The 21097-nt window shown below is 71.4% G+C and carries 18 protein-coding genes; 7 read left to right on the top strand and 11 right to left on the bottom strand.

Going from position 1 to position 21097, the window contains the following annotated elements:
- The first annotated feature begins 217 nt into the window (after positions 1-217).
- Positions 218-676 carry a hypothetical protein gene (locus OV427_RS23060; protein ID WP_267858305.1) on the top strand — a complete coding sequence of 153 codons (459 nt, stop codon included), beginning with the start codon at positions 218-220 and terminating at the stop codon, positions 674-676.
- Positions 677-734: 58 nt separating this feature from the next.
- The gene (locus OV427_RS23055) at positions 735-1835 is read left to right on the top strand and encodes a hypothetical protein (protein WP_267858304.1); all 1101 of its coding nucleotides are present in this window, start codon (positions 735-737) and stop codon (positions 1833-1835) included.
- 13 nt (positions 1836-1848) lie between these two features.
- On the opposite strand, the gene OV427_RS23050 is transcribed toward OV427_RS23055, so the two are convergent.
- The 3 genes from OV427_RS23050 to OV427_RS23040 form a co-directional block, all read right to left on the bottom strand.
- On the bottom strand, positions 1849-2730 hold the full coding sequence (locus tag OV427_RS23050; RefSeq protein ID WP_267858303.1) for a YIP1 family protein: 882 nt from the start codon (positions 2728-2730) through the stop codon (positions 1849-1851).
- Positions 2731-2847: 117 nt separating this feature from the next.
- Positions 2848-5067, bottom strand: a complete 2220-nt coding sequence (locus OV427_RS23045; RefSeq protein ID WP_267858302.1) for a serine hydrolase domain-containing protein — start codon at positions 5065-5067, stop codon at positions 2848-2850.
- A complete protein-coding gene (locus tag OV427_RS23040) occupies positions 5064-6539 on the bottom strand; it encodes a GDSL-type esterase/lipase family protein (protein ID WP_267858301.1) in 1476 nt (491 codons plus the stop codon). The genes OV427_RS23045 and OV427_RS23040 overlap by 4 nt, the downstream gene beginning before the upstream one ends.
- 237 nt (positions 6540-6776) lie before the next feature.
- Here OV427_RS23040 and OV427_RS23035 point away from each other — a divergent pair, with 237 nt between their 5' ends.
- Positions 6777-7130 carry a helix-turn-helix domain-containing protein gene (locus tag OV427_RS23035; protein WP_267858300.1) on the top strand — a complete coding sequence of 118 codons (354 nt, stop codon included), beginning with the start codon at positions 6777-6779 and terminating at the stop codon, positions 7128-7130.
- Positions 7131-7142: 12 nt separating this feature from the next.
- Here the strand turns inward: OV427_RS23035 and OV427_RS23030 are convergent, their stop codons facing one another.
- The gene (locus tag OV427_RS23030) at positions 7143-8234 is read right to left on the bottom strand and encodes a helix-turn-helix domain-containing protein (protein WP_267858299.1); all 1092 of its coding nucleotides are present in this window, start codon (positions 8232-8234) and stop codon (positions 7143-7145) included.
- A 122-nt stretch (positions 8235-8356) separates the two neighbouring features.
- Here OV427_RS23030 and OV427_RS23025 point away from each other — a divergent pair, with 122 nt between their 5' ends.
- The gene (locus OV427_RS23025) at positions 8357-8785 is read left to right on the top strand and encodes a DUF2809 domain-containing protein (RefSeq protein WP_267858298.1); all 429 of its coding nucleotides are present in this window, start codon (positions 8357-8359) and stop codon (positions 8783-8785) included.
- On the opposite strand, the gene OV427_RS23020 is transcribed toward OV427_RS23025, so the two are convergent.
- On the bottom strand, positions 8769-9188 hold the full coding sequence (locus OV427_RS23020; protein WP_267858297.1) for an ATP-dependent helicase HrpB: 420 nt from the start codon (positions 9186-9188) through the stop codon (positions 8769-8771). The two genes, OV427_RS23025 and OV427_RS23020, sit on opposite strands and share 17 nt — an antisense overlap.
- A 121-nt stretch (positions 9189-9309) precedes the next feature.
- The gene (locus tag OV427_RS23015) at positions 9310-12015 is read right to left on the bottom strand and encodes a T9SS type A sorting domain-containing protein (RefSeq protein ID WP_267858296.1); all 2706 of its coding nucleotides are present in this window, start codon (positions 12013-12015) and stop codon (positions 9310-9312) included.
- Between the two features lie 340 nt (positions 12016-12355).
- On the opposite strand from OV427_RS23015, the gene OV427_RS23010 reads away from it, so the two are divergent.
- Positions 12356-14656 carry a CapA family protein gene (locus OV427_RS23010; protein WP_267858295.1) on the top strand — a complete coding sequence of 767 codons (2301 nt, stop codon included), beginning with the start codon at positions 12356-12358 and terminating at the stop codon, positions 14654-14656.
- A gap of 55 nt (positions 14657-14711) precedes the next feature.
- Positions 14712-15080: a response regulator gene (locus tag OV427_RS23005; RefSeq protein WP_267858294.1), complete on the top strand. Its 369-nt coding sequence runs from the start codon at positions 14712-14714 to the stop codon at positions 15078-15080.
- Here OV427_RS23005 and OV427_RS23000 read toward each other — a convergent pair.
- Positions 15019-15993 (bottom strand): LysR family transcriptional regulator, encoded by a 975-nt coding sequence (locus tag OV427_RS23000; protein ID WP_267858293.1) that lies wholly within the window; start codon positions 15991-15993, stop codon positions 15019-15021. The two genes, OV427_RS23005 and OV427_RS23000, sit on opposite strands and share 62 nt — an antisense overlap.
- Positions 15994-16119: 126 nt before the next feature.
- Positions 16120-16959: a nuclear transport factor 2 family protein gene (locus tag OV427_RS22995; protein WP_267858292.1), complete on the bottom strand. Its 840-nt coding sequence runs from the start codon at positions 16957-16959 to the stop codon at positions 16120-16122.
- A gap of 71 nt (positions 16960-17030) precedes the next feature.
- Between OV427_RS22995 and OV427_RS22990 the strand changes: the two genes are divergently transcribed.
- On the top strand, positions 17031-17978 hold the full coding sequence (locus tag OV427_RS22990) for a LysR family transcriptional regulator (protein ID WP_267858291.1): 948 nt from the start codon (positions 17031-17033) through the stop codon (positions 17976-17978).
- A 43-nt stretch (positions 17979-18021) separates the two neighbouring features.
- Here OV427_RS22990 and OV427_RS22985 read toward each other — a convergent pair whose 3' ends face one another.
- From OV427_RS22985 to OV427_RS22975, 3 genes are all read right to left on the bottom strand, one after another.
- Entirely contained in the window at positions 18022-18669 is a 648-nt protein-coding gene (locus OV427_RS22985; protein ID WP_267858290.1) for a response regulator, read from the bottom strand.
- A gap of 18 nt (positions 18670-18687) precedes the next feature.
- On the bottom strand, positions 18688-19353 hold the full coding sequence (locus OV427_RS22980; protein WP_267858289.1) for a DNA-binding protein: 666 nt from the start codon (positions 19351-19353) through the stop codon (positions 18688-18690).
- A gap of 113 nt (positions 19354-19466) precedes the next feature.
- A complete protein-coding gene (locus OV427_RS22975) occupies positions 19467-20984 on the bottom strand; it encodes a histidine kinase (protein ID WP_267858288.1) in 1518 nt (505 codons plus the stop codon).
- Positions 20985-21097: the final 113 nt, after the last annotated feature.

The following is a 21097-nucleotide window of genomic DNA, read 5'->3' as shown; positions in this document are numbered from 1 at the left end:
CGACAGGCTACCTTCACGGTACGGCCTTGCGGCGCGCCCGCGCGTCACCGACAGAGAAGCATTCGCACGGTTCCTGTCAGCAGGCCGTCCCGTGGAACAGCTTCACGCCGCGCCCGCGCATCACCAACTGGAACACCCCCACGGTCCCTCCCCCAGGTACGGATTCGCGCCGCGCTTGTTACTCCTCGGAGCTGGAGCCGCTGACTATGGATTGCATATGCGGACCCCCATTCCCCGACATGGCACCGAGCAGACCCGCGCCTCACAGCGCATCCCTCGCAGCGCGCTCCTCCCGATGCTCGTGGGCGTGCTCCTGCCCAAGTGCCCGGTGTGCATCGCCGTCTATCTGTCCGCCATCGGCACCGGGGCGAGCACCGCGCAGGGAGCAGCCCCACTCCTCGTCCACGCCGGAAACGCCCTCGTCGTCCTCGCGCTCGGCGTCCTGGGCATGCGCGTGATGCGGGCGCGCCGCTACGGACTGATCGCGCTGTTCGCCATCTCCGCGGGCGCGCTCCTCACCCTCGCACTGGCGTTTCCGACCCTGTTCTGGCCGCGCCTCGTGGCGCTCACGGGTGTCGGCATCTCCGTCCTTTGCGCGATGAGTCAGAGCAGGCAGGCAGGCTTCACAACCCGCACGTCAAAACGTTTTGTGTACCACCGGCTACGCCAGGAGTGACTTCCGCCCACTCCCGCCGTTCTGCCATGTTGCAGATGTCACTCCTCCGGAGAGCCTCATGGACCGCCGTCTCGGCCCCGCGTTCTTCCTCGGTTCCGTGCTTCTGCTCGGTGCCTGCAAGAAGTCCCAGGACCCCGCCCCCGTGGCCCCCTCCCCGGCTCCGGCGGAGGCGAAGGCCGTGGCTCCCGTGCCCGCGTTCACCCTCTCCTACCTCCAGGATGCGCCGCCCTCGGGCTGCACCTGGACGCGCCAGGACACGGGCGGTGCGAAGAAGGCCCTCTTCACGGTGGACGCGGCGTGTGAGCGGCTCGGCCTCGCGTGGAGCCCGGACGGCCGGCAGGGCGCGGTGGTGGACCGGGGCAACGGCACCGTGAAGCCGCGCGCCTGGCTGGTGGACGTCCAGGCGGGACAGGGCACTCCGCTCGCGCTGCCGGAGACGGGCCACACGGACGCGGTGGGCTTCGACGCCGCGGGCCACCCCGTCGCGCTGGTGTCCCAGGTGGACGACCTCGTCCGCAAGGCGGACGGCGCCGACGAGTACTTCCTCTTCGAGGGCCAGCGCCTCCCCATCACCCAGCCCGAGGGCAGCGCCGGCCTCGCGCATGCCTTCCGCCGCGAGGGTGACGCGTGGAAGCGCATCGAGACGGTGGCCACCTTCTACGAGGCCGACACCGCGGCCGGCACCGGCGCGCTCACCACCGCGAGCATGCTCGTGTCCTCCACCTCGGGCCTGGACCCGGACGCTCCCGCGACGAATGCGTTCCCCGAGGGCAGCGAGGACGCCGCCCGGCTCGACGCGGTGGTGAAGGAGAAGGGGCACGACAAGTTTGGCGAGTGGGTCTCCCTCGAGACGGACGGAGGTCCCCTCTACGCGTGGCGGGCCACCGGCGAGCTGTCCGCGCTGATGCCGCCGCTGCGCTGGGAGGCACAGGACCGGCTGGTGGAGCCCGAGGAACTGGCCCTGGCGCCCGCGTCCGCGGTGGACCTGCGGGTGCGCGGGCCGCTGCTGCTCGTCTCCGCCGCCAAGGCCGTGCGCGTCTATGACGCGAAGGCGAAGCGGCGCGTCTTCGCGCTCGACGGCGTGCATGCCACGCGCTTCTGGCCGAAGCCGCGCACCGTCACCGCGGCGGTGCCCTCCGACGCGTCCACCGCGCAGTAGCCCGCCGCGACGCTCAACCGGAGATGGCCGCGGCGGCGGAGAAGATTGCGAGGTAGCTGCCGCCGCACAGGAGGCAGGTGAGCAAAGGCCCCGCGAGCGCGCCGAACGCCGCCCCGCCCCAGCTCACCGCGTTCAGGTTGCGGTAGGCGACGATGCGCAGGCCGACAGCCCACAGCGGGGCCACGTAGATGCCGCACATCGGAATCAGGCCAATCAGGTAGGGCGCCTGGGACAGGGCATTGCCCCGCAGCGTCACCTCGTACGGGTGCTCGCTGCCCGCCATCCGGAGCAGCAGGTGGTCCACGCCGGAGCTGAACAGCGTGACGACCACGCCCATCAAAGGCGCCAGGACCATCATCGCGGCGAACATGCCGGCGCCAATCGCCTTGAACGCCGTCGGGTCCACGTTGTCGGCCTTCATCGTCTCGTCCGGCATGGGGAACACGAGCATGAAGGCCATGTAGACGAGCGCCGTGGTGAAGTAGCCCACGAAGTTGCACAGCATCGCGAAGCCGAGCGAGCTGCCCACCGTGCCCTCCGGCTTCAGCCGCTCGAAGGTGGGCCCCGGGCGGAACATGATGTCCAGGCACGTCTCCCAGAAGGCCCGGAGCGTCCCCACCTCCTCGCGCCTGTCCCACGCCAGCAGCCCCGCCGGTTGGCGCTCATGGCACGCGGCGCAGACAATCTCGCCGCGCGGGCTTTGCCGCAGGCACTTCGCGCACGCGAAGTTCCCGCAGCGGCTACAGGCGCTCAGGCTCAGGTACTCCGGGTGGACGGCGCAGACCGCCTCTCCGGAGCCCGGCACCGCCTCCTTCATCAACGAGGCGCCACACATTCCGCAGGACTCGGCACCCGGGATGACGGCAGCCGGGCAATTGGGACAGGGGATGCTCATGAGCGCGCCCATCCTCGCACGACGGTGCGCTCGCGCCACGGACTCTCGGGGCTCGAGGGAGCGGACCCGGGACGCCAGGTACGAGGGCGCGCCGCTGTCCGCGCGGGTGCTTCAGGGCTACTGCTGGCGCGGACGCACGAGCCCGTGGTCGTCCGGCACCGGACCGCTGGCGCTCCGCTCCGCCCCCGCGCGGCTCGCGGACGTCGAGGGCACGGGCGCCACCTCCCGGGCCCGCCGGGCCTGGCGCAGCGCGGCCTTCGCCTGGGCCTTGTGCCCCTGCGCGCCCTCGCGCTTCGCCAGCGCCTCCCACAATTCGGGCGAGTCCGGGTGCAGCGCCACGCCCGCGCGCAGCAGGCCCAGCCCCACCTGGGGAGACTCCGCCTCACCCACGCGCTTGAGCAGCCCGTAGGGGGCCAGCGACAGCGCGCCCTGGGGCGTGGCCAGCGCCTCGCGCAGGTGCGGCAGCGCGTCGCCGTCCCGCTTCGCCGCCAGCAGCGCCTGGGCCAGCGCCACCCGCGCGTCCACGCTGCGCGGCTGCACTTCCACCGCGAACTCCAGCCAGCGCAGGCGCGCGGCGGTCTGCTTGCGCAGCGCATGCCCTTCGGCGACGCGCAGCAATTCGTCCGAGTAGTCCGGCCGCACCTCCGGGGCCCGGGCCGCCGCCTCGCGCAGCGCGGGCCAGTGGCGCTCCGGGTCCTTCATCTCATCCAGCCGCTGGCGGCGCAGCGCGGGCACCTCCGCGCGCTTCCAGCTCGAGACGAAGCGCAGCAGGTCCTCGCGCAGCGGCCCTCCGAAGCGCTCCGTGTCGGGCAGGCCCTGCGCGTCGCACGCGGCCAGGTAGTCCGAGAAGAAGGACAGCGGCCCCTCGGCGGGATAGGTGCGCAGCCGCTCGGCGCCGTGGGCCTTCTCCAGCGTGCGCGCCATGTGCGCGCCCACGCGGATGAAGACGGAGCCCATGCGCGGGTCATGCGCCCCCTTGATGCGCTCCAGCGCCGCGCGCGAGTCCTTCGCAATCGACTTGCGGTCCAGCAAATCGGAGACGCGGGCGAACGCGCCGGGCAGGTCCTCGTCCGGCGGCAGCGTGCCCGGCCCGCGCGTGGCCCACTGGTGGTACGCGAGCCCGTAGCTGGCGATGCGGCCCAGGCCCTCGTACACCACCGCGTCCACCCCGTCCGCCAGGTGCGCGTCGCGTCGCGTGACGCCGTCCTCCAGCACCTGCTCCATCAGCCGGATGGACAGGCGCCGCAGTCGCTTCGCCTCGCCCTCCACGTTGGTGGCCAGGGCAATCACCGTGTCCTCGGCGGGGAACATCACCAGCAGCGTCGTCGTCTCCGGCTGGCCGCCCGCGTGCGCCACCAGGTAGTGGCCGCGCAGCGGGTAGGTGGCGAAGCCCATGCCGTAGTCGGTGAGCCTCCCGTCCGCGGTGGCCATGGACGCCTGCATGCGGCCCATCGTGTCGCGAGACACCAGCGTGTTCGCCAGCACCGCGCGGCCGAAGCCGAGCATGTCCCCCACCGTGGCGCGGGTGCCACCGCCGCCGAAGCGGCTGGACACGTCCAGGAAGCGCGAGGGCTTCAGCACGCCGCCCACCACGCGGTAGCCCGCGGCCTGGTGCTCGTCGCGCGTGCTGGTGACGTCCAGGTCGGCGTGCTCCATGCCCGCGGGCTGGAAGACGTGCTCGCGCAGGTAGTCGCGGTAGGACTGGCCGGAGGCCGCCTCCACCGCGGCGCCCAGCAGGTTGAAGCCCCACGTGCTGTACAGGTAGCGGGTGCGCGGCTCGAAGGCGAGCGGCTTGTCCGCGAACATCGCGATGGCCTCCTGCGTGCTCACCGCCTTCACGTTGTTGCTGGAGGCCAGGCCGTCATAGGTCGGCACGCCGCTCAGGTGGCCCAGCAAATCGTGCACCGTGACGGGCCATTGTTTCTCCGGCCAGGACGGCACCACCGTGCGGATGTCCGCGTCCAGGCTCAGCTTCCCCTGCTCCACCAACTGGAGCACCGCCACCGCGGTGAAGGACTTGGTGACGGACGCCATGCGGTACGTGGTGCGCGGCGTCGCGGGCAGGCGGCGGGCCAGGTCTCTCTGGCCGTACGCGCACACCCAGCGCTGCTCTCCCCGCGTGACGCCCACGGACATGCCCGCCACCGGGCCCTGTGACAGCTCGGCGCGGACGATGGCGTCCAGCGCGCGCTGCGCCTCGGCGGGGAACTCGCGCGTCGAGCCCCCGGCGTCGACGGGCTCGCACACCGGCGCGCCGCGCGGCGCCGCCCACGACGTGGCGGGCCCGACGAGCAGCAGGACGGCGGCGACCAGGGACTTCAGGAATGAGGGGCTCATGGCGCGGCCTCCGCGGTGGGCGCGGGCGTGGAAGTGGCCACCCTGTCGGCGCCGGGCGGAGTCTCCACCCAGGCGCGCAGCAGCGCGTCCGTGACGAGGTGGCCGAGCAGGTCCAGCCCCCGGCCGCGCGGGTGCACGAGGTCGTCGTGCATGAAGCCCGCCTTGTAGAAGCGCGCCAGCGAGCCCGCGCCGCCCATGGCGGTGAAGGTGTCGAAGAAGGCGCAGCCCTCGGCCAGGGCGATTTCGCGCTCGGCGCCCACCACGGACTCCAGGAACGGGCGCTGCTTGAAGGTCTGCGCCTTCCCGTGCGAGTCGCTCACCGCGTCCATGGGCCCCACCACCATGCAGGCACTGGCCGGAGCCGCCGCGCGCGCACGCCTCAGCAGCGTCTGGAGGTCCGCGCGCAGCTTCTCCAAATCCATGCGCTTCCACTCCAGCCGCTTGGACTCGTTGCCGCCGAGGAAGAAGAGCATCAGCTTCGGCTCACGCTCGGCGAGCTGCGCCCGGAGCATGGCGTCGTCCACGCGCGCGTAGAGCCCCGCGTCCGCGGAAGGGACGCCCAGCATGTCCAGGACGACTCCAGGGCGCGCGTGCTGGAGCACCACGCCCTGCACCACCGCGCCCTTGCCCTCCGCCACCACGTCCACCGACGTGGCGCCCTCGGGAAGGTCGAAGCGGGTGGCGTGTGCCGCGCCGTCGCCCGTGGGCTCCGTCTTCGCGAGCACCTGGCCGCCGCTGGACACCGTGAGCGCCCCGCCCTTCGGCACGTCCAGCCACCACAGCGTGCCCCGGGACTCACCCTCCAGCTTGAAGCGGCCTCGCGCCTTCGCGGTGGTGGCCACGTGGTACACGCCCGTGATTCCGAAGGGCAGCGGCGGCGCGCGCAGCTCGCCCAGCGTGCGCGGCTGCCACCCGCTGGCGCTGTGACTGGCGCGGCCCCGGCCTCCGTAGGGCGCCATCCGGTCCACCAGCAGCAGTCCCCGGCCGGCACCGCCGAACGCCGTGCCCAGGTCCTCGCGGATGATGTCGACGATGCGGTCTCCGGCGATCAGCGAGTTGCCGAACGCCTCGATGACGGTGGGGCCGGAGGCCCTGCCCACCGCCAGCGCGTCCAGCGACTCGAAGAAGGGCGCCAGCGCGGTGCGCGCGCAGCCCGTCCCGTCCGGACTCACACACGGGTCATCCACGCTCGCACCGGGCGCGCCGAGCCGCTCCGCCAGTTCCTGGAGCGCCTGCACGCGTGCCGGGCGGGCAGGCATCACCCGTGTGGGAGCGGGCGGTGGCTCGCGCACGGCGATGGGCGCCGGTGCGGGAGCGGGGACGGAGGACCCCTGCGGCGTGGCGGGAGCCTCCGGCAGGATGGATGTGGGCGTGAGGCGGCGCGGCTCCGACCCGATTTCACAGGCGGCCAGCAGGCCACAGGCCAGGACGGGGAGCCAGGCCCGCCCCCAGCGGACTTCCGAATGCGTCATGCGCCGGGGAGCGTAGACGAAAGCACCCGCCCACGCATGTTCCCGGCCGGGCGCCGCGCTTCCCTGCCCGCTGGAATCCTCCAGCCTCGCAACCCGAATCTCGGCCAGGAACCGGGGATTCGCTTCCTCTCTGACACCCCAACCCACGAGAGCGGGCCCTGCAAACGTGCACAGTCAAACCGCGAACATCCTCACTTCACTTGGGGCAGGCAGGCCCCAAATTATCCGCCGCGGCTTATGGAGAAACCAAAGAACAGGGTAGCGAGCTGGACGCGGCTGCACCGACGGTTCGGCGACCACGTGCGCATGCTGAGAAGCTCTCGCGAGCTGACACAGGAGACCCTGGCCGAACGCAGCAACCTCTCCGTCGACGCCATCCGCCGTATCGAGCGTGGCTCGTTCTCGCCCTCACTGGACACGCTGGGCAAGCTGACGGTGGGTCTGGACGTATCGCTGAAGACGCTCTTCCACGGCTTCGAGCGCGAGCGCACCGATGCCGTGGCGGAGATTTGCGACTTCCTCGCCCACCGCTCGGGCCGGGACGTGCAGCGGGCCTGGCGCGTCATCCAGGCCTTGTTCGAGGAGCACTGACACGCCGGACGCTCACTGCTTCCGCGCCGCATGGTGCAGCAGCGCGGCGCGGCTGGACACGCCCAGCTTGTCGAAGACGTGCTGGAGGTGCTTCTTCACCGTGCCCAGCGAGCACTTCAAGTCCTCCGCGATGAGCTGGTTGTCCCAGCCGCGCAGCACGCGGGACACCACCTCCGCCTCGCGCGGCGTGAGCCGCTCGCGCCACGTCTCCGGCAGCGGCGTGCCATGCGGCGTCTCGCGCAGCAGCAGCGCCCACTCGCGCCGGCCCGCGCCATCCGGTGGCAACGGCACGTAGGTGACACGCAGGTCCATCACCGGCCCCTCACGCAGCCAGGCGTCCGGGAGCGGCGCCTCCAGCCCCCTCGCGCCGGACAGCCGGGCCAGCGGCGCCAGCAGGGCCAGCGGCAATCCGCCCGGCCCGCGCTCCAGCGGGGAGAACCACTGCTCGAGCAGCGCGGTGGCGTGCGCGGTGCGCATCACCTCGCGGCCGGAGGGCGCCAGCACCACGCACTCGGCGCCCTGGTGGTGGAAGAGGGTGTCCAGCAGGGCGGCCCGGCGCGACTGCTGGCCCAGCAGCCGGCAGTTGCGCACCGTGCTGACGAGCATCGGCGTGAGCCGCTGGAGCAGGACGCGGTCCTTGTCCGAGAAGGGCCGCTGTCGCTCGCGGTACAGCGTGAGGCCGCCGTGCCAGTCTCCGCGCACGTCCAGCAGCACCGACATCACGTGCCGCATGGGGAAGCCAATCTCGTGGCAGCGCTGGTACAGCGCCGTGCGCTCCAACGCCCGGGGCGTCACCATCTCCGAGTCGCGCAGCACCACTTTGGGCTGGTGGACGACGGCCTCGCGCACGAAGTCCACGGCGGACAGCTCGCCGTAATGCGTGACGAAGGCCTCCGGCATCCGCGTCACCACCCAGTCGTAACCACCGGGCAGCTCGGGCTGGGACACGCACATGGCCGCGCAGTCCGCCGGCAGCAGCCGCGCGAGCAGCCCGTACGCCCCGTCCAGCACCTCCGAGAGGTTGAGCGAACTGCCCAGCGTCTCGACCAGCTCCAGCACGAGCCCCTGCTCGCGGGCGTCCAGTTGCAGGGACGGGCCTCCCATGCGGCACCTCCGGAGTGGAACGGGTGGGTACCCTACCACCCTGGAGCCAGCGCCGGGCCGCCACCCGCGCGGAAGGAACGCTCATTCCGCTCAGGGTCCGCCGCCGTGTAGACCGGGGCGGAATGAACGTTCCTTCCGCTCCGCTCCCTTCGCCGCGCCGCGTGCGCCTCATCTCGCTGGTGCTGGCGGTGCTCGTGCTGGCGCTGGGCCTGGCCTCGCGCTCGAAGTCGGTGGCCTGGCCGCCGTTCTTCGCCGAGTACGCGGGGGACACGCTGTGGGCGCTGTTGGTGTTCCTGCTGCTGCGCTTCGTGGCGCCCACGCGTCCGGTGCTCCACGTGGCAGCCGCGGCCCTGGCCTTCTCCTTCGCGGTGGAGTTCAGCCAGCTCTACCAGGCGCCCTGGCTGAACGCGGTGCGCAGGACGCTGCCGGGCCGGCTGGTGCTGGGCGCGGGCTTCTTGTGGAGCGACCTCGTCTGCTACACGGCCGGCGTGCTGGCGGGGCTCGGCCTGAGCGCCGCCTTTCGCCTGCGCGCGGCTACACCTGCGTCTTGACCACGTCCTTCAGGCCGGTGGTGGCCTTCTCGACCACCCGACTCACCAGGTCCAGCTCCTGCGTGTAGCGGTACATGGAGGCCTGGAGCGACAGCAGCTCCGCGTTGGAGAACGGCTTGCCGGAGCTGGCCTCCCGGATGATGCGGTCCATGTCGAGCTGGCCCTGCTCCAGCGCACGCACGACGTTGGAGACGGCATTGAGCACGGGCCGCTCCGTGCGGGCGACCTCCTCCACCGCGTGCACACCCTGAACCGCGGGCGTGCCGGTGACGCGGGCCTTGTCCGCGAGGGCTCCGTCGAACCGCGACTCCCCCTGCTTGTCCATCGGCGCCGCCTGCGCCACGCCCTGCTGCTGCGAGGGCATCGGCTGCGCGGCGGGGACACCGGTCATCGGGCTCGTCATGGGCTGCCTCCTCCAGGCCTGTCTGGAAGCGAAGTATCCCCGCCGGCCCTGACACCCCCGGCGCGCGAGCGCCACCCCTGGGGGACACGGGGTGGCGCTCGCACGTCAGCGGTGACAGCGGTTACTGGATGGCGACCTTGCGGGTGAGCACCTCGTCACCCACCGTCAGCCGCAGCGAGTAGACGCCGGGCTTCAGCGCGCCGCGACCCAGCTCCAGGCCGTGGGTGCCGGCCGGGTACGCGCCGGAGGCCAGCTCGCGCACGAGCGAGCCCTTCGCGTCGTACAGGGCCGCCGACACGGTGGCGGCGGAGTCCACGCGGAACCGCACGCTCGACGATTCCACCATGGGGTTGGGCGACACGCTGAAGCGCTCGTGGCTGTTCTCCGCGCGGGGCGCGAGCGACGCGCGCTCGTCCGCCACGCCGTACCGCCGCTGGAGGAGCTTGCGCACGAAGTTCTTCGAGTTCGCCAGCGACGACGGGGCCACGTACGCGCCGTCCGCCGTGTAGCTGTCGCGGCGCCAGTCCTGCTTCACCTCGTCCATCAACGCGCCGTCGCGCTCACCGGTGAGGCGGCCCAGCACCAGGGCGGCGAGCGTCGACTCCAGCCCGTCCTCCTCGCTGGCCACCACCTTCTCCATCAGGAAGGGCACCGCCACGTCTTCGTGGTTGCGGAACCAGGACTCCAGCTTGGAGAACTCCCTCTGCTCGAAGAACACGGCCGGGTTGCTGAAGACGCGCAGGTCCTCGGAGCGGACGCGGGCCAGCCAGTCATTGTAGAGCCGGTCCAGCTGGGGCCGCGCCTTGCCGGCGCCCGCACGCAGCTGCGCGAGCGTGTCCGCCTCGGAGCGGGTCAGCTCCACGTGGGGCACCACGGTGAGGCCCGCGGCCACGGACTCGTCGAAGGTGAGGGACGGCGTGCTGACCTTCTCCATGCCGGAGAGTCCCGGGACGAGGGGCCAGGGGGTGTACGGGTCCCTCGCCGCGTCGCGGTAGTAGCCGATGATGCTGCCGTAGCTGGTGCTGTTCAGCGCGTTCATCGGGTGGAAGATGCGCTCCAGGCCACCCGGCTTGCTCTCCCAGTCATACCCGTGCGGGTTGCGGTTGGCCTCGCGGCGCACGGAGAAGTGCGTCGCGCCGTAGATGTCGCTGCTGGTGGACCAGACGGCGATTTCGGCGTTGCTCGAGTTGGCGTCGGTCCGCGTGTACGTGAGCGCGCCCGTGTAGCGCAGCGGGTTGTTGCCGAAGAAGTTGTCCCACGAGTACCAGGAGTAGGGATTGCTGTAGTACGTGCCGTTGATGCAGGCGCCGCCGGAGTTGTTGGCGTAGAGGCAGCCCCAGTACCAGCCATTCGTCAGGCCGCCGGCCCACGACGCGCAGTTGTACGTGTTGGTGGAGGGCGCGGTCTGCATCCCGTCCGCCTGCTTCAGGTTCGGGAAGGAGTTGAACGGCGAGCTGCTGGGGTGCTTCACCGAGCCGTACACGTCCGCGTTGCCCCAGTAGATGTACCAGGCGCCCTCGGCGGACACGAGCAGGTACATGTTCATGAACGACGTCGTGTTCTTCACGATGCGGAAGCGCGCGTCGTCGAACCAGTTGTAGTCCATGGGCGGCAGGTACCAGTACCGGCCTCCCGAGAAGCGCATCGGCGTCAGGTTGCCTTCCGGCGCGAGCCACAGCATGGGCAGGCCGGTGGAGTAGCCGGTGAAGTAGTTGAGCGTGCCCGTGTTGGACGTGCCCACGCTCACCATGTACCCGGACACCACGGCGTTCTCCTGCAGCAGCACGCCGTTCTGGTAGACGTTGACGGTGCCCGCGGAGCCCGTGGACGTGCCCGCGTAGTAGCTGCTGTAGGCGCGCAGCACGAGGTTGTATTCACACGTCTTGGGGATGCTGACCGAAATCTTCGGGTGCCGGCCGATGTCGTCGTCGTTGGACCAGGCCACCGTGTTGTCGGTGGAGCAGAACAGGTACATCACCGGGTCCACCGCGTAGTAGTCCTGCCCCGCGATGGGCGCCGTGTTGAACGTCACGCTGGTGCCCGCGTTGAGCGTGAGCTTGCGGTAGTACGTGTAGACCACCGGCACCGTCATCAGGTGCGCGTAGTTGCCGTTCGGATTGCTCAGCGTGTACGGCGTCACCTGCCACGTATACGAGCCCGTGGAGGCCGCGCCCTGGATGGGCCCCGTCGACGGAGGCGGCCCCTGCGGCGGCGCGACGGGCTCCACCTTGTCCTTCCTGCCCACGCGCAGGTCCGCGCCGCGCCTCAGGCCCGAGACGTACTCGTCGAAGAGGCCCATGTCGAAGGTGGCCTGACCTTCGTTGGCCACGAGCTTCACCGCATCGACATCCGGGAAGTGCGGGGCGGCGCTCTCGAAGGTGAGCGTGTGGCGGCCGGCGGAGAAGTAGACGCGCCCCTGGCCCTGGATGCGCGACGGCTGCCAGCCGTTCTTCTTCAGGTCCAAGTCACCGAGGTCCTTGCCGTCCAGCGACACGGAGATGCGCTGGAGCGGGTACGCCTTCGCCTTCGCCTCACGGGCATCCGCGGGGACGGCGTTCACCGCCTGGGCGTGCGCCGCGACGAAGTAGTCGCCGGCCCGCTCCACCTCGAGCGTGAACGTCTTCAGGAGCCGTCCCTCCCGCTGCTCCGTCCGTGAGTCCACGTACAGCCTGCCGCCCTCGATGTCCCGCCCGCGCGAGGCGAGCGCCGCCGAGTCACGCGAGAGCTGGAGCGGTGAGAGGGACTCGGGTGCGGGAGCAACGTCCTGCGCGGCGACCACTGGCAGCGAAGCCAGGCACAGCCATGCAACGAGCGGGTGTTGTCTCATGCGGCTCCTTTCAAGAGGAAGCCGGATGATTCTTGATTTATCAGATTTATTTCAAGATTGGGTGAAACATGAACAACCTGCAACCCAGCAAGTCGGCGCGGTATTGAGTTGTTTCATGTCGTCACCCGGACGAACGACGAGCAGGCAACCAGGCTCCGAGCACTGAACGTTCCTGGCACCTGTCCGCCGCCGCTTCCACCCTCGAATGCGAACAGGCGCGCGAGGGAGGGGACGGAAGATGTGGCATCGGTGGCTGCCCGCCGGAGGTCTGGCGTTGTGTCTGGTTTCCTGCTCGAGCGAGCCTGGGTCGCGGCAGGACCCGGGCGCGAGGGAACCCGCCGTGGAGGAGCCGGATGCGGGCGTCTCCCCTTCACCCGCCCCCAGCCCGCTGCCCTTCCCCGAGCCGACGCCGGGCCCGGCGCCGGAGGACCCTCCGCCCGAGGCCACTCCGGCGCTGACGACCTGCGCCCCCGAGCCCGCCGGTGACACCGGCCCGGTGCCCGAGGCCGAGCGCAAGGCCCGCCATGACTACGCCTGCACCGGCATCGCGCTGGAGGGCACCGTGCTCTCCACCTCCGGCGCACCCGTGGCCGGCGCGACGGTGAAGCTGGGTGACACGAGCCAGCGCACCGGCGCGGACGGACGCTTCCGCTTCCCGGTGCTCGCCCGGCACAACGCACTGCTCCAGGTGGAGGCGGAGGGCTTCCGCCCGTCCCTCGTCGCGGTGGAATTGCGGCGCGGCCTGTCCGAGACGCGGGTGGGCCTGCTCCCGCTGAGGCTGACGCCGCGAGACGGCGGCGTGCGGATGCTCTTCGGCGGAGACGTGTCGCTGGGGCGCCGCTTCCTGGACCCGACGGACCAGACGCCGAGAGACCGCGTCCCCGAGGACCACCCCGACGCGCTCATCCGCGTGTCGGACCCGCTGCCCGGCACGCAGGCGGTGTTCACCCACGTGCGGCCCTTCTTCCAGGCGGCGGAGTTCCGCGTGGTGAATCTGGAGACGCCGGTGACGGACACGCCGGCCACGCCGCACGGCTCGAAGGACTTCGCCTTCTTCACCCTCCCCGGCTCACTGCCCGCGCTGCCCTGGCTGGGCGTGGACTACGTGAGCATGGGCAACAACCACGTCTACGACTACCTGGACGCGGGCCTGCGGGACACACTCCGGCATGTCTCCGCGGCGGGGCTCTCGTACAGCGGAGCGGGACGCACTCCGGACGAGGCCTTCCGCCCGTGGCGCACGGAGCTGGCGGGCACGCCCTACAGCTTCGTCTCCATGTGCGCCATCAGCGGCGCCGGCGAGGAGCATGACTACGTCGCAGGCCCCACCCAGGGAGGCGCGGCGGACCTGCGGGACGGCGCGCGCGTGGCGGCGGTCCTCGGCGGCGAGCGCGCCGCGCAGCGGGTGCCCATCGCCATGCTGCACACGGGCACCGAGTACAGCGAGCGGCCCGCGGCCTTCGCCGAGCAGCAACTGCGCAACGCGGTGGACCAGGGCGCGGCGCTCGTCATCGCGCACCACCCGCACACGCCCCAGGGCTTCCTGCGCTACCGGGGCGTGCTGGTGGCACAGTCGCTCGGCAACCTCGCCTTCGACCAGGACCGGCTGGAGACGATGGTGGGCATGATGACGGAGGTGGAGCTGCACGGCGCCACCGTGTCCCGCGCGCGCGCCCTGCCCGTCTACATCGAGGACTACCGCCCCCGCCCCGTCGCGGGCGAACTGGCGGAGCTCACCCTGCGCAACCTCTCCGAGCTGTCGCGCGAGGGCGGCGTGACGCTGATGCCGCAACTGTCGTCCGGAGAGCTGTTGCCCGAGGGCCGGTCCGCCGCCGTGACCGAGCGCACGGTGGACGTGCCGGTGACGGTGGACGCGAATGGCGCGGCGACGGTGGACCTGCGGCCCTTGCGCCACGAGGGCGAGTCCATGGCCGTCGCGGAACTGCTGGGCGCCAATGGCCAGCGCGTGGAGGCACGGCGACTGCGCGCGGGGCGGGACGTGCTGCTGCACGGCGACTTCGAGGACCACGACGTGGACGGCGACGCCAGCGAGGCCGCGCGCTGGGAGCTGGACGGCGGCGCGGGCTTCGTGTGCCAGGACGCGCCGCACCGGGGCGCCGCGGCGCTCTGCCAGGCCCGAAGTGCGAGCGACAAGAAGGAGGCGGTGGTGGACCTGCACAACCGGCTCCGCCTGCCGGGCTTCGCGGAGGGCCAGCCCCGCCAGGACCTCACGGTGGTGGGCTGGCTCGAGGGCCGCGGCGCCGGTGCGTTCCGTGTCGTCGTCCAGTATCAACCCATCCAGTTCTACAATGTATTCGGCGAGCAGGACGTCCTGCGCCACCCGGGCGGCACGTTCGCCTGGACGATGGTGACGACGGACCTGACCCTTCCGCGCTCGCCGCCCCGGCCGGACCTCTACAACGCGCCCTGGGCCCTGCAGCTCGCGCTCCACGAGGCACCACCCGCCAAGGGGTCGGGCCTGCTCGCGGTGGACGACCTGGCGGTGGTGGCGTGGGAGCGCGAAGGCCAGGGCGGCACCCTGCGCCTGGAGACGCCGCAGCCGCGAGACTTCGTCCGGGTTGAAACGAATCCGGGTGGATACACGCTGCGAGTCACCTTCCGGGAGCACCGCGTGCCTTGAGACATTCGCCGGTATTCCCCCTTCCCATTCGCGGCGTTCCCACGACAATGCAGGCGTGAGCCCCGCATCGAACCCCGTCCTGGTGGTGGACGACGACCCCGACATCCGGGAAGCCGTCCAGGACATCCTCTCGTTCGAGGGCTACGGGGTGGTGCAGGCGGACAACGGCCGGGAAGCGCTGGAGCTCTTGAGCCATGAGCCGCCGCTGCGCCCGTGCATCATCCTGTTGGACTTGATGATGCCCGTCATGGACGGGGAGGAGCTCGTCGGGCACCTGCAGAAGGAGCCGACCCTGGCCGCGCTGCCCGTCATCCTCGTGACAGCCAGCGGGCGGAGCATGTTCCCGGGCGTCAAGGCCATCATCAAGAAGCCCTTCGAGATGGACGAACTGCTGGCGGCCGTCGCGGCACACTGCCGTCCCTGAGCGCGTCGATGAGCAGCTCCCGGAAGGCGCGCGAGCCCGGGTCCTCGTGCGTGCGCGTGTGCCAGATGAGCGCCATGGTGAACGGAGGCGACTTCGGGCTCACCTCGAGCGTGAGCTGCTTCAACGGCAGCATGCCGCACAGGGCCTCCGCGGTCCGCGCCGGCATCCCCACCACATAGTCCGTCCGGCTGACGGCCACGGCCGCGGCGATGAAGGTGGACACCGTGAGCACCACGTTCTGGGTGAGGCCATGCTCCTTCATCAACTGCTCGAAGAGCCGGTGGCCGACTCCCGGGCGCCCGTGGGAGATGTGCAGGTCCACCTGCTGTGACGCATTGAAGGCCTCCTTCGTCAGCACCGTCCCACGCAGCCGCGGGTGGTCCTTCCGGGCGATGAACGTCACGTCCTCCAGATAGAGGGGCTCGGCGAAGAAGCCCTCCCGGGAGGCCACCTGCACGGGCCCCAGGGTGACGTCCACGTCACCTGCGGCCAGGCCGTCACTCGCGATGAGGTAGTCCAGGCTCACCACGCGCAGCTTCGCCCGGGGCATGCGCCGGGCGAAGGCCTCGACGACGAGCGGCAAATCATACAGGTGCTGGTTGTCGCCGCAGGCCAGGGTGAACTGGCGCGTGCTCTCCGCGGGGTCGAACTGGTGGCCATCCACGGCGGCCTGGAGCTGGGCCACCGCGGAGGTGATGAGCGGCCGCAGCGCCTCGCACCGGGGCGTGGCGACGAGCCCGCGCCCGCTGCGCACCAGCAGCGGGTCCCCGAGCACGTCCCGCAGCCGCGCCAGCGCGTTGCTCACCGCCGACTGCGTGACGTGGAGCTGCCGCGCCGCGCCCGTCGCGCTCCCCGTCTCCAGCACCGCGTGGAGCACGAGGAAGAGGTTCAGGTCCACCGCCGAGAGATTCATGGGAGTGATTCCATACCTCATGAACCATCACTGTCGCCAACGGCTCGGCCCCCTTGACCCAACACGCGCATCCAGCCCACGAGGGGCGTCGGGCTGCACCGCACTGGGGCGGAACCCGGTGGAGCCTCAGCGGGGCGCACCCCAGGCCGCCTCGGCGATGCGCCAGGTGCCACGCTCGCGGACCAGCAGCAGGTGGTCGATGTAGCGCACGCCCTCGAACACCACGTCCAGCTTCGCCGCCGCGATGTTGCCGCGTATCTCGATGGCGAGGATGCGCCAGGGGCTCTCGCGGTCCGTCTCGCCTCGCGCCTGGTGGTCGGCGTAGCCCGCCGCCGCCTCGGAGAGGGCGACATGGTCGAAGGCAACGCCCTTCACGTTCACGCGGTAGTACGGACAGTCGGGCGTGTGTGTCTGGTGCAGCAGCGCGGGGCTGTAGGCGGCATGGGCCTCAATCTTCCCGGCGAGCACCGCGCGGATGTCCGCTTCCGCGGACGGAACCTCGGGGAGCCGGGCTCCCGCCTCGATGCGCTCGAAGGCCTTGCCGACGATGCGCCAGCCCTGGGGTGTCTCCACCACCAGCATCAGGTCGTCGAAGGCGTGGCCCGGCCAGCGGGACACGGCCTCCACCAGCGCCAGCGGGCCTTCCCGGTCCAACACCTTCAGGTGCCGCTCGGTGGCGGGCTGGGACGGGGACGCGCTGGAGTCCAGCCGCTGCCACCACTCCAGTTGAGTCACCGTGCGCAGCGCGCCGCTGCCGGGCTCCACCTGGCGCATGAGGGCGCTGGGGTGGAATGCCGAGCGCAGCGTGCGACTGGAGCCGGTGTCCGAGGCACGGAAGTACGCGCGCACCACATCCTCGGGGGTGGCGTGCTCTCGGAGGCCGGGAGTCGGGGTGGGCATGGTGGGGGCACGGGCGCAGGCGCAGAGCGCCGCAAGGAGGGCGAAGAGGGGCAGGGACTTCGACATGCGGTGAAATTGCGCCCCCCGGGCCTCACGCGCCAATTGATAGTTTGGCCAGGGAGCCATAGAAATCTTCCATGGATTTTCCAGACCTCCCCTTCCTGGGCACCTTCGTCAGGGTCTACGAGACGGGCAGCATCACCACGGCCGCGAGGCGCCTGCACCGCACCCAGCCCACGGTGAGCTACCAGCTCCAGCGCCTCGAAGAGGCCCTGGGTGCACCCCTCTTCGAGCGGCGCTCGGCGCGCCTGTTTCCCACGGCGCTCGCGGACCGGCTCTTCCGGTTCCTCGGCGGCTTCGCGCGCGACGTGCACTCCGTCCTCTCGGGAGTGGAGGAGGACCGGCCGCTGGAGGTGGCGGCGGTGGCGGGCTTCGGCCGCTACGTCCTCTTCCCCGTGGTGCTCGAGTCGCCCCGGCTGCGCAAGGGGCTCACGCTCCGCTTCCCCCCGGCCGAGGGAGTCTTCCAGCGCGTGCTCGAAGGCCAGGTGGACGTGGGCTTCTCGTATCAGCCCACGGTGCACCCGCGCCTGACGCTGGAGCCGGTGCACGAGGAGCGGCTGGTGCTGGCCGCGGGCCCGGGGTGGGCGCGGCGCCTGAGCGCGCAGGAGGACTTCCAGGACGTTCCCCTGGTGACGTACGACGAGGGCGACTACGTCATCGGCCGCTGGCTCGGCCACCACTTCGGAAGGCGCCAGCCGCGCTGGCACTCCGTGGCCCACTTCGAGGAGCTGGAGGAGGTGCTGGAGCTGGTGGCCCGCGATGAAGGCGTCGCCGTCGTCCCGGACTTCTGCCTCGGCAAGGGACGACGCCTGCGTGCGATGGATTGGGGCAGGCCGGCGCTCACCAACACCATCTATGCGGTCCAGCGCACCCGCGCGCCCGTGCGTCCCGCCGTCACCGAGCTGCTCACGCGCCTGCGCGAGCTGGGCGGCGGGGGGAAGCAGACGCCGCTCCGGCGGGGCCTGGCGACCGTGCGGCGCCATTCCCGGCCGGGCAAGCCGCGCGCGAAATCTCCTCGGAGATAGTCACTCCGCCACGGAGCTGCTCGAACCCGCGGCACGGCGGGGCTCAGCGCTGCTTGAGCCCCTCGCGCCACGCGAAGACGGCGGCCTGCGTGCGGTCCTCCAGGTGCAGCTTGCCGAGGATGTTGCTCACGTGGGACTTCACCGTCTTCTCGGACACGCCGAGCCGCCCGGCGATGTCCGCGTTGGAGGAGCCATCGGCGATGAGCAGTAGCACCTCGCGCTCACGCTCGCTCAGCTCGGCGTGCGCGGAGGGACGCTCCCGTGAGGGCTCGCGCAGCAGGCGCACCACCTGACTCGCGACGCGCGGGTGCAGTGTGGCCTCACCCGCCGCCGCCCGACGTACGGCCTGCACCAGCTCCTCGGCGCTCGCGTCCTTGAGGAGGTAGGAGAGCGCGCCCGCGCGCAGGGCTGGAACGATGTGCTCCTCCTCGTGCGAGGAGGTGAGCATCAGCACCTGCGTGCGCGGGCTGGCCTCCTTCAGCCGCCGCGCCGTCTCGATGCCACCCAGGCCCGGCATCAGCACGTCCACGAGGGCGACGTCGGGAGCATGCTCGCGCGCCAGGTCCACGGCGGCCTCGCCCGTGGCCGCATCACCCACCACTTCGATGTCGGACTGCGCCGCCAGCAGCGCGCGGATGCCCTGGCGCACCAGGGTGTGGTCGTCGGTGATGAGGACGGTGAGTGGTGGCATGTCGTCTCGCGAGAACCCTCAGTGTGACGGAAGGACGCGGATGTCCTCCTGGAATACGGGGTCCACTTCGTACTCCCCGAGGAACTCTCCGCTGAAGCCCTCGATGACGACGCGCTGGCCCTGCTCCAGCCCGCTCACGTCGATGCCCGTGCCGGTGTTGACGAACACGAAGGTGGGGCCGGTGCCGTCATCCACCTCGAACTTGAACCCGTAGGGGCCGTCATCCTCGATGTCGCTGACGATGGCGCCCTTGATGCGCACGAGGCGGCCCTCGGTCGCCTCGCTCACGTCCCCCGTCTTCACGGGATGGGGCGGGGGCACGTTCGCCTCGCCCAGCACCTCGATGGACGTCGGAGCGACGCTGAGAACCTGTGCGAAGGAGTTGGTCAGCGTGCCCGTCACCCGCACCACCTGGCCAACCTGGATGTCCGCGGCGAGCGAGTCGAGGATGTAGATGCCGACCTTCTTGTCCTGGATGGCGAAGCCATTGTCGTTGGGGAAGAAGCCTCCGGTGAACGACGTCGCCACACCCACCACCGTCACCGTGCTGCCCAGTGGCTGCTGGCGTGCCTGGGCGATGGAGCCGTGCGGGCCCTTCGCCACGACGGCGCCTGGAACCGCGAGGACCACCACCGCGAGCAGCGCCGCCAGCCCGACCTTCCACTGCATACGCACCGTGAACATGGAGTGCCCCCTGGTTCTGCCTCCCGAAGGAGGCGGTATGCGCCTTTACCGTGGCGCACTCCAACTTGTACCTTGGAATACCGACACTCGCAGTCACACTCCGGTCGCGGGTCTCAAGGCCCACCCTGGGGCTGGGGACTCACCTGTCGCGACACCAGCTCGGGCGGGCCGGAGGTGAAGGCCGCCTCGACGCGCAGGCCCGGTAGTGACTCGCCCGGAGCCAGCCGGAAGTGGCCTCCCGGCAATGCTTCCGCGCGCTCGCGCATGATGTCCAGGCCCATGCCGCCACGGCGCTCCGTGGGCAACCCGCGGCCGTCATCCTCCACCACCAGCGCCTGGCGCTCGGGTCCGGTGCTCCCCAACCACACACGCACCCGGCTCGCGCCGCTGTGCCGGGCCACGTTGGCCAGGGCCTCCTGGAGGATGCGCAGGAGCGCCTCGGCAGTAGAGGGAGACATCGGCCCCGCATCCAGTTGCACGTCGGCGGCGATGCCGGTGCGCGCGGACCACGACTCCACCTGCTGGCGCAGCGGCTCGGGCCACGGGCCTCCCAGAGCGCGCGGCCGCAACTCCTGGAGCAGCGACACCAGCTCGCGCTGCGAGGTGCCCACCAGCTCGCTGGCCTCGGTGAGGCACGCCTCGGCGCGCTCGGGCTGGCGCTGCAGGTGCGCCTTCGCCGCGCCCAACTGCATCGCCGCCGCGAAGAGGTGCTGCTTCACCGTGTCGTGCAGGTCCCTCGCCAGCCTGTCCCGCTCCTCGCGGGCGGCCAATTCCTGCCGCAGCCCCACCACCGCGCGCAACTGCCCTGCCATCTGGTTGAGCCGGTCCGCGAGCACGGCCAGCTCATCCCCGGGCGGCACGGACGCCACCACGTCCAGCTCTCCCCTGGACCACGCATCCGCGGCGGAGGTGAGCGGCCGCAACCCCGCGAGCAACCGCCGCGCGCTGAGCGCGCCCACCACGAGACCCACCGCCGTGCCCAGCAGCACCAGCGGCCCCCCCAGCGCGAGGACGAACCCGAGCACCGAGCCCATGAAGTCCCTCGGCCGCATGGGCGGCTTCATCCGCGCCACCACCGCGCCCAGCACGTGCCCGGCGCCATCCCTCACCGGCACCGCCGCCACCAGGCCGCCGTTGTCACCACGCAGGCCCAGCGACTCCGGCGCCGTCACACCCGACAGCGCCCGGGTGATGAGCACGGCTTCCTCCGCCGACGGACTGAAGCCCTCCGCGCGCGACACGCCCGCGCCGGAGAAGTCCACCGCCAGCAGGGGCGCGCCCTTCGCGTCGAGCACGCCCACCGTGCCCGCCCCGGGGCCCCCCAGGCGAATCTCCACCTCCAGCGCATTCTCCTGCGATGGCGGCGGCTCCGCCTGCCCCAGCGCTCGCGAGAGGATGCGCTCCAGCGCGTCCACGTCCGGAGGCCGCGCCGCCAGCGCGGGCGCGAGGCCGCCGGCCTTGGCGAGCGCCTCCGCCGCCACGTCCACCGCCATGCCCTGCGAGCGGAGCAGGTAGTTGCCGGCCAGCGCCAGCAGCACCACGACGAGCATCAACGCGAGGCCCAGCGTGGCGCCCACACAGGCCAGCGTGAGCCGCCACTGCAACCGCTGCCAGGGACGCAAGGGACGCATGAAGGCTTCCGAGGTTGGCACGCCCCTTCCCGCATCTCCACCGCCTGGAGGCTGAGGGGGCCTCCGCCTCCAGACCGAGTCCTCCAGCCTGCCCGCCCGGCCTCCGCCTCCAG

The organism is Pyxidicoccus sp. MSG2 (genome assembly GCF_026626705.1).
In the GTDB taxonomy this organism is placed as follows: domain Bacteria; phylum Myxococcota; class Myxococcia; order Myxococcales; family Myxococcaceae; genus Myxococcus.
This window is presented reverse-complemented; position numbering and strand designations above follow the sequence as displayed.

Coding starts and splice junctions, on each gene's coding strand:
- OV427_RS23015 (WP_267858296.1), bottom strand. CDS start 12,015: ATGAGACAACACCCGCTCGTTGCATGGCTGTGCCTGGCTTCGCTGCCA.
- OV427_RS23055 (WP_267858304.1), top strand. CDS start 735: ATGGACCGCCGTCTCGGCCCCGCGTTCTTCCTCGGTTCCGTGCTTCTG.
- OV427_RS23020 (WP_267858297.1), bottom strand. CDS start 9,188: ATGACGAGCCCGATGACCGGTGTCCCCGCCGCGCAGCCGATGCCCTCG.
- OV427_RS22985 (WP_267858290.1), bottom strand. CDS start 18,669: ATGCCACCACTCACCGTCCTCATCACCGACGACCACACCCTGGTGCGC.
- OV427_RS23045 (WP_267858302.1), bottom strand. CDS start 5,067: ATGAGCCCCTCATTCCTGAAGTCCCTGGTCGCCGCCGTCCTGCTGCTC.
- OV427_RS23040 (WP_267858301.1), bottom strand. CDS start 6,539: ATGACGCATTCGGAAGTCCGCTGGGGGCGGGCCTGGCTCCCCGTCCTG.
- OV427_RS22975 (WP_267858288.1), bottom strand. CDS start 20,984: ATGCGTCCCTTGCGTCCCTGGCAGCGGTTGCAGTGGCGGCTCACGCTG.
- OV427_RS22980 (WP_267858289.1), bottom strand. CDS start 19,353: ATGTTCACGGTGCGTATGCAGTGGAAGGTCGGGCTGGCGGCGCTGCTC.
- OV427_RS23035 (WP_267858300.1), top strand. CDS start 6,777: ATGGAGAAACCAAAGAACAGGGTAGCGAGCTGGACGCGGCTGCACCGA.
- OV427_RS22990 (WP_267858291.1), top strand. CDS start 17,031: ATGGATTTTCCAGACCTCCCCTTCCTGGGCACCTTCGTCAGGGTCTAC.
- OV427_RS23000 (WP_267858293.1), bottom strand. CDS start 15,993: ATGAATCTCTCGGCGGTGGACCTGAACCTCTTCCTCGTGCTCCACGCG.
- OV427_RS23050 (WP_267858303.1), bottom strand. CDS start 2,730: ATGAGCATCCCCTGTCCCAATTGCCCGGCTGCCGTCATCCCGGGTGCC.
- OV427_RS23030 (WP_267858299.1), bottom strand. CDS start 8,234: ATGGGAGGCCCGTCCCTGCAACTGGACGCCCGCGAGCAGGGGCTCGTG.
- OV427_RS23060 (WP_267858305.1), top strand. CDS start 218: ATGCGGACCCCCATTCCCCGACATGGCACCGAGCAGACCCGCGCCTCA.
- OV427_RS22995 (WP_267858292.1), bottom strand. CDS start 16,959: ATGTCGAAGTCCCTGCCCCTCTTCGCCCTCCTTGCGGCGCTCTGCGCC.
- OV427_RS23025 (WP_267858298.1), top strand. CDS start 8,357: ATGAACGTTCCTTCCGCTCCGCTCCCTTCGCCGCGCCGCGTGCGCCTC.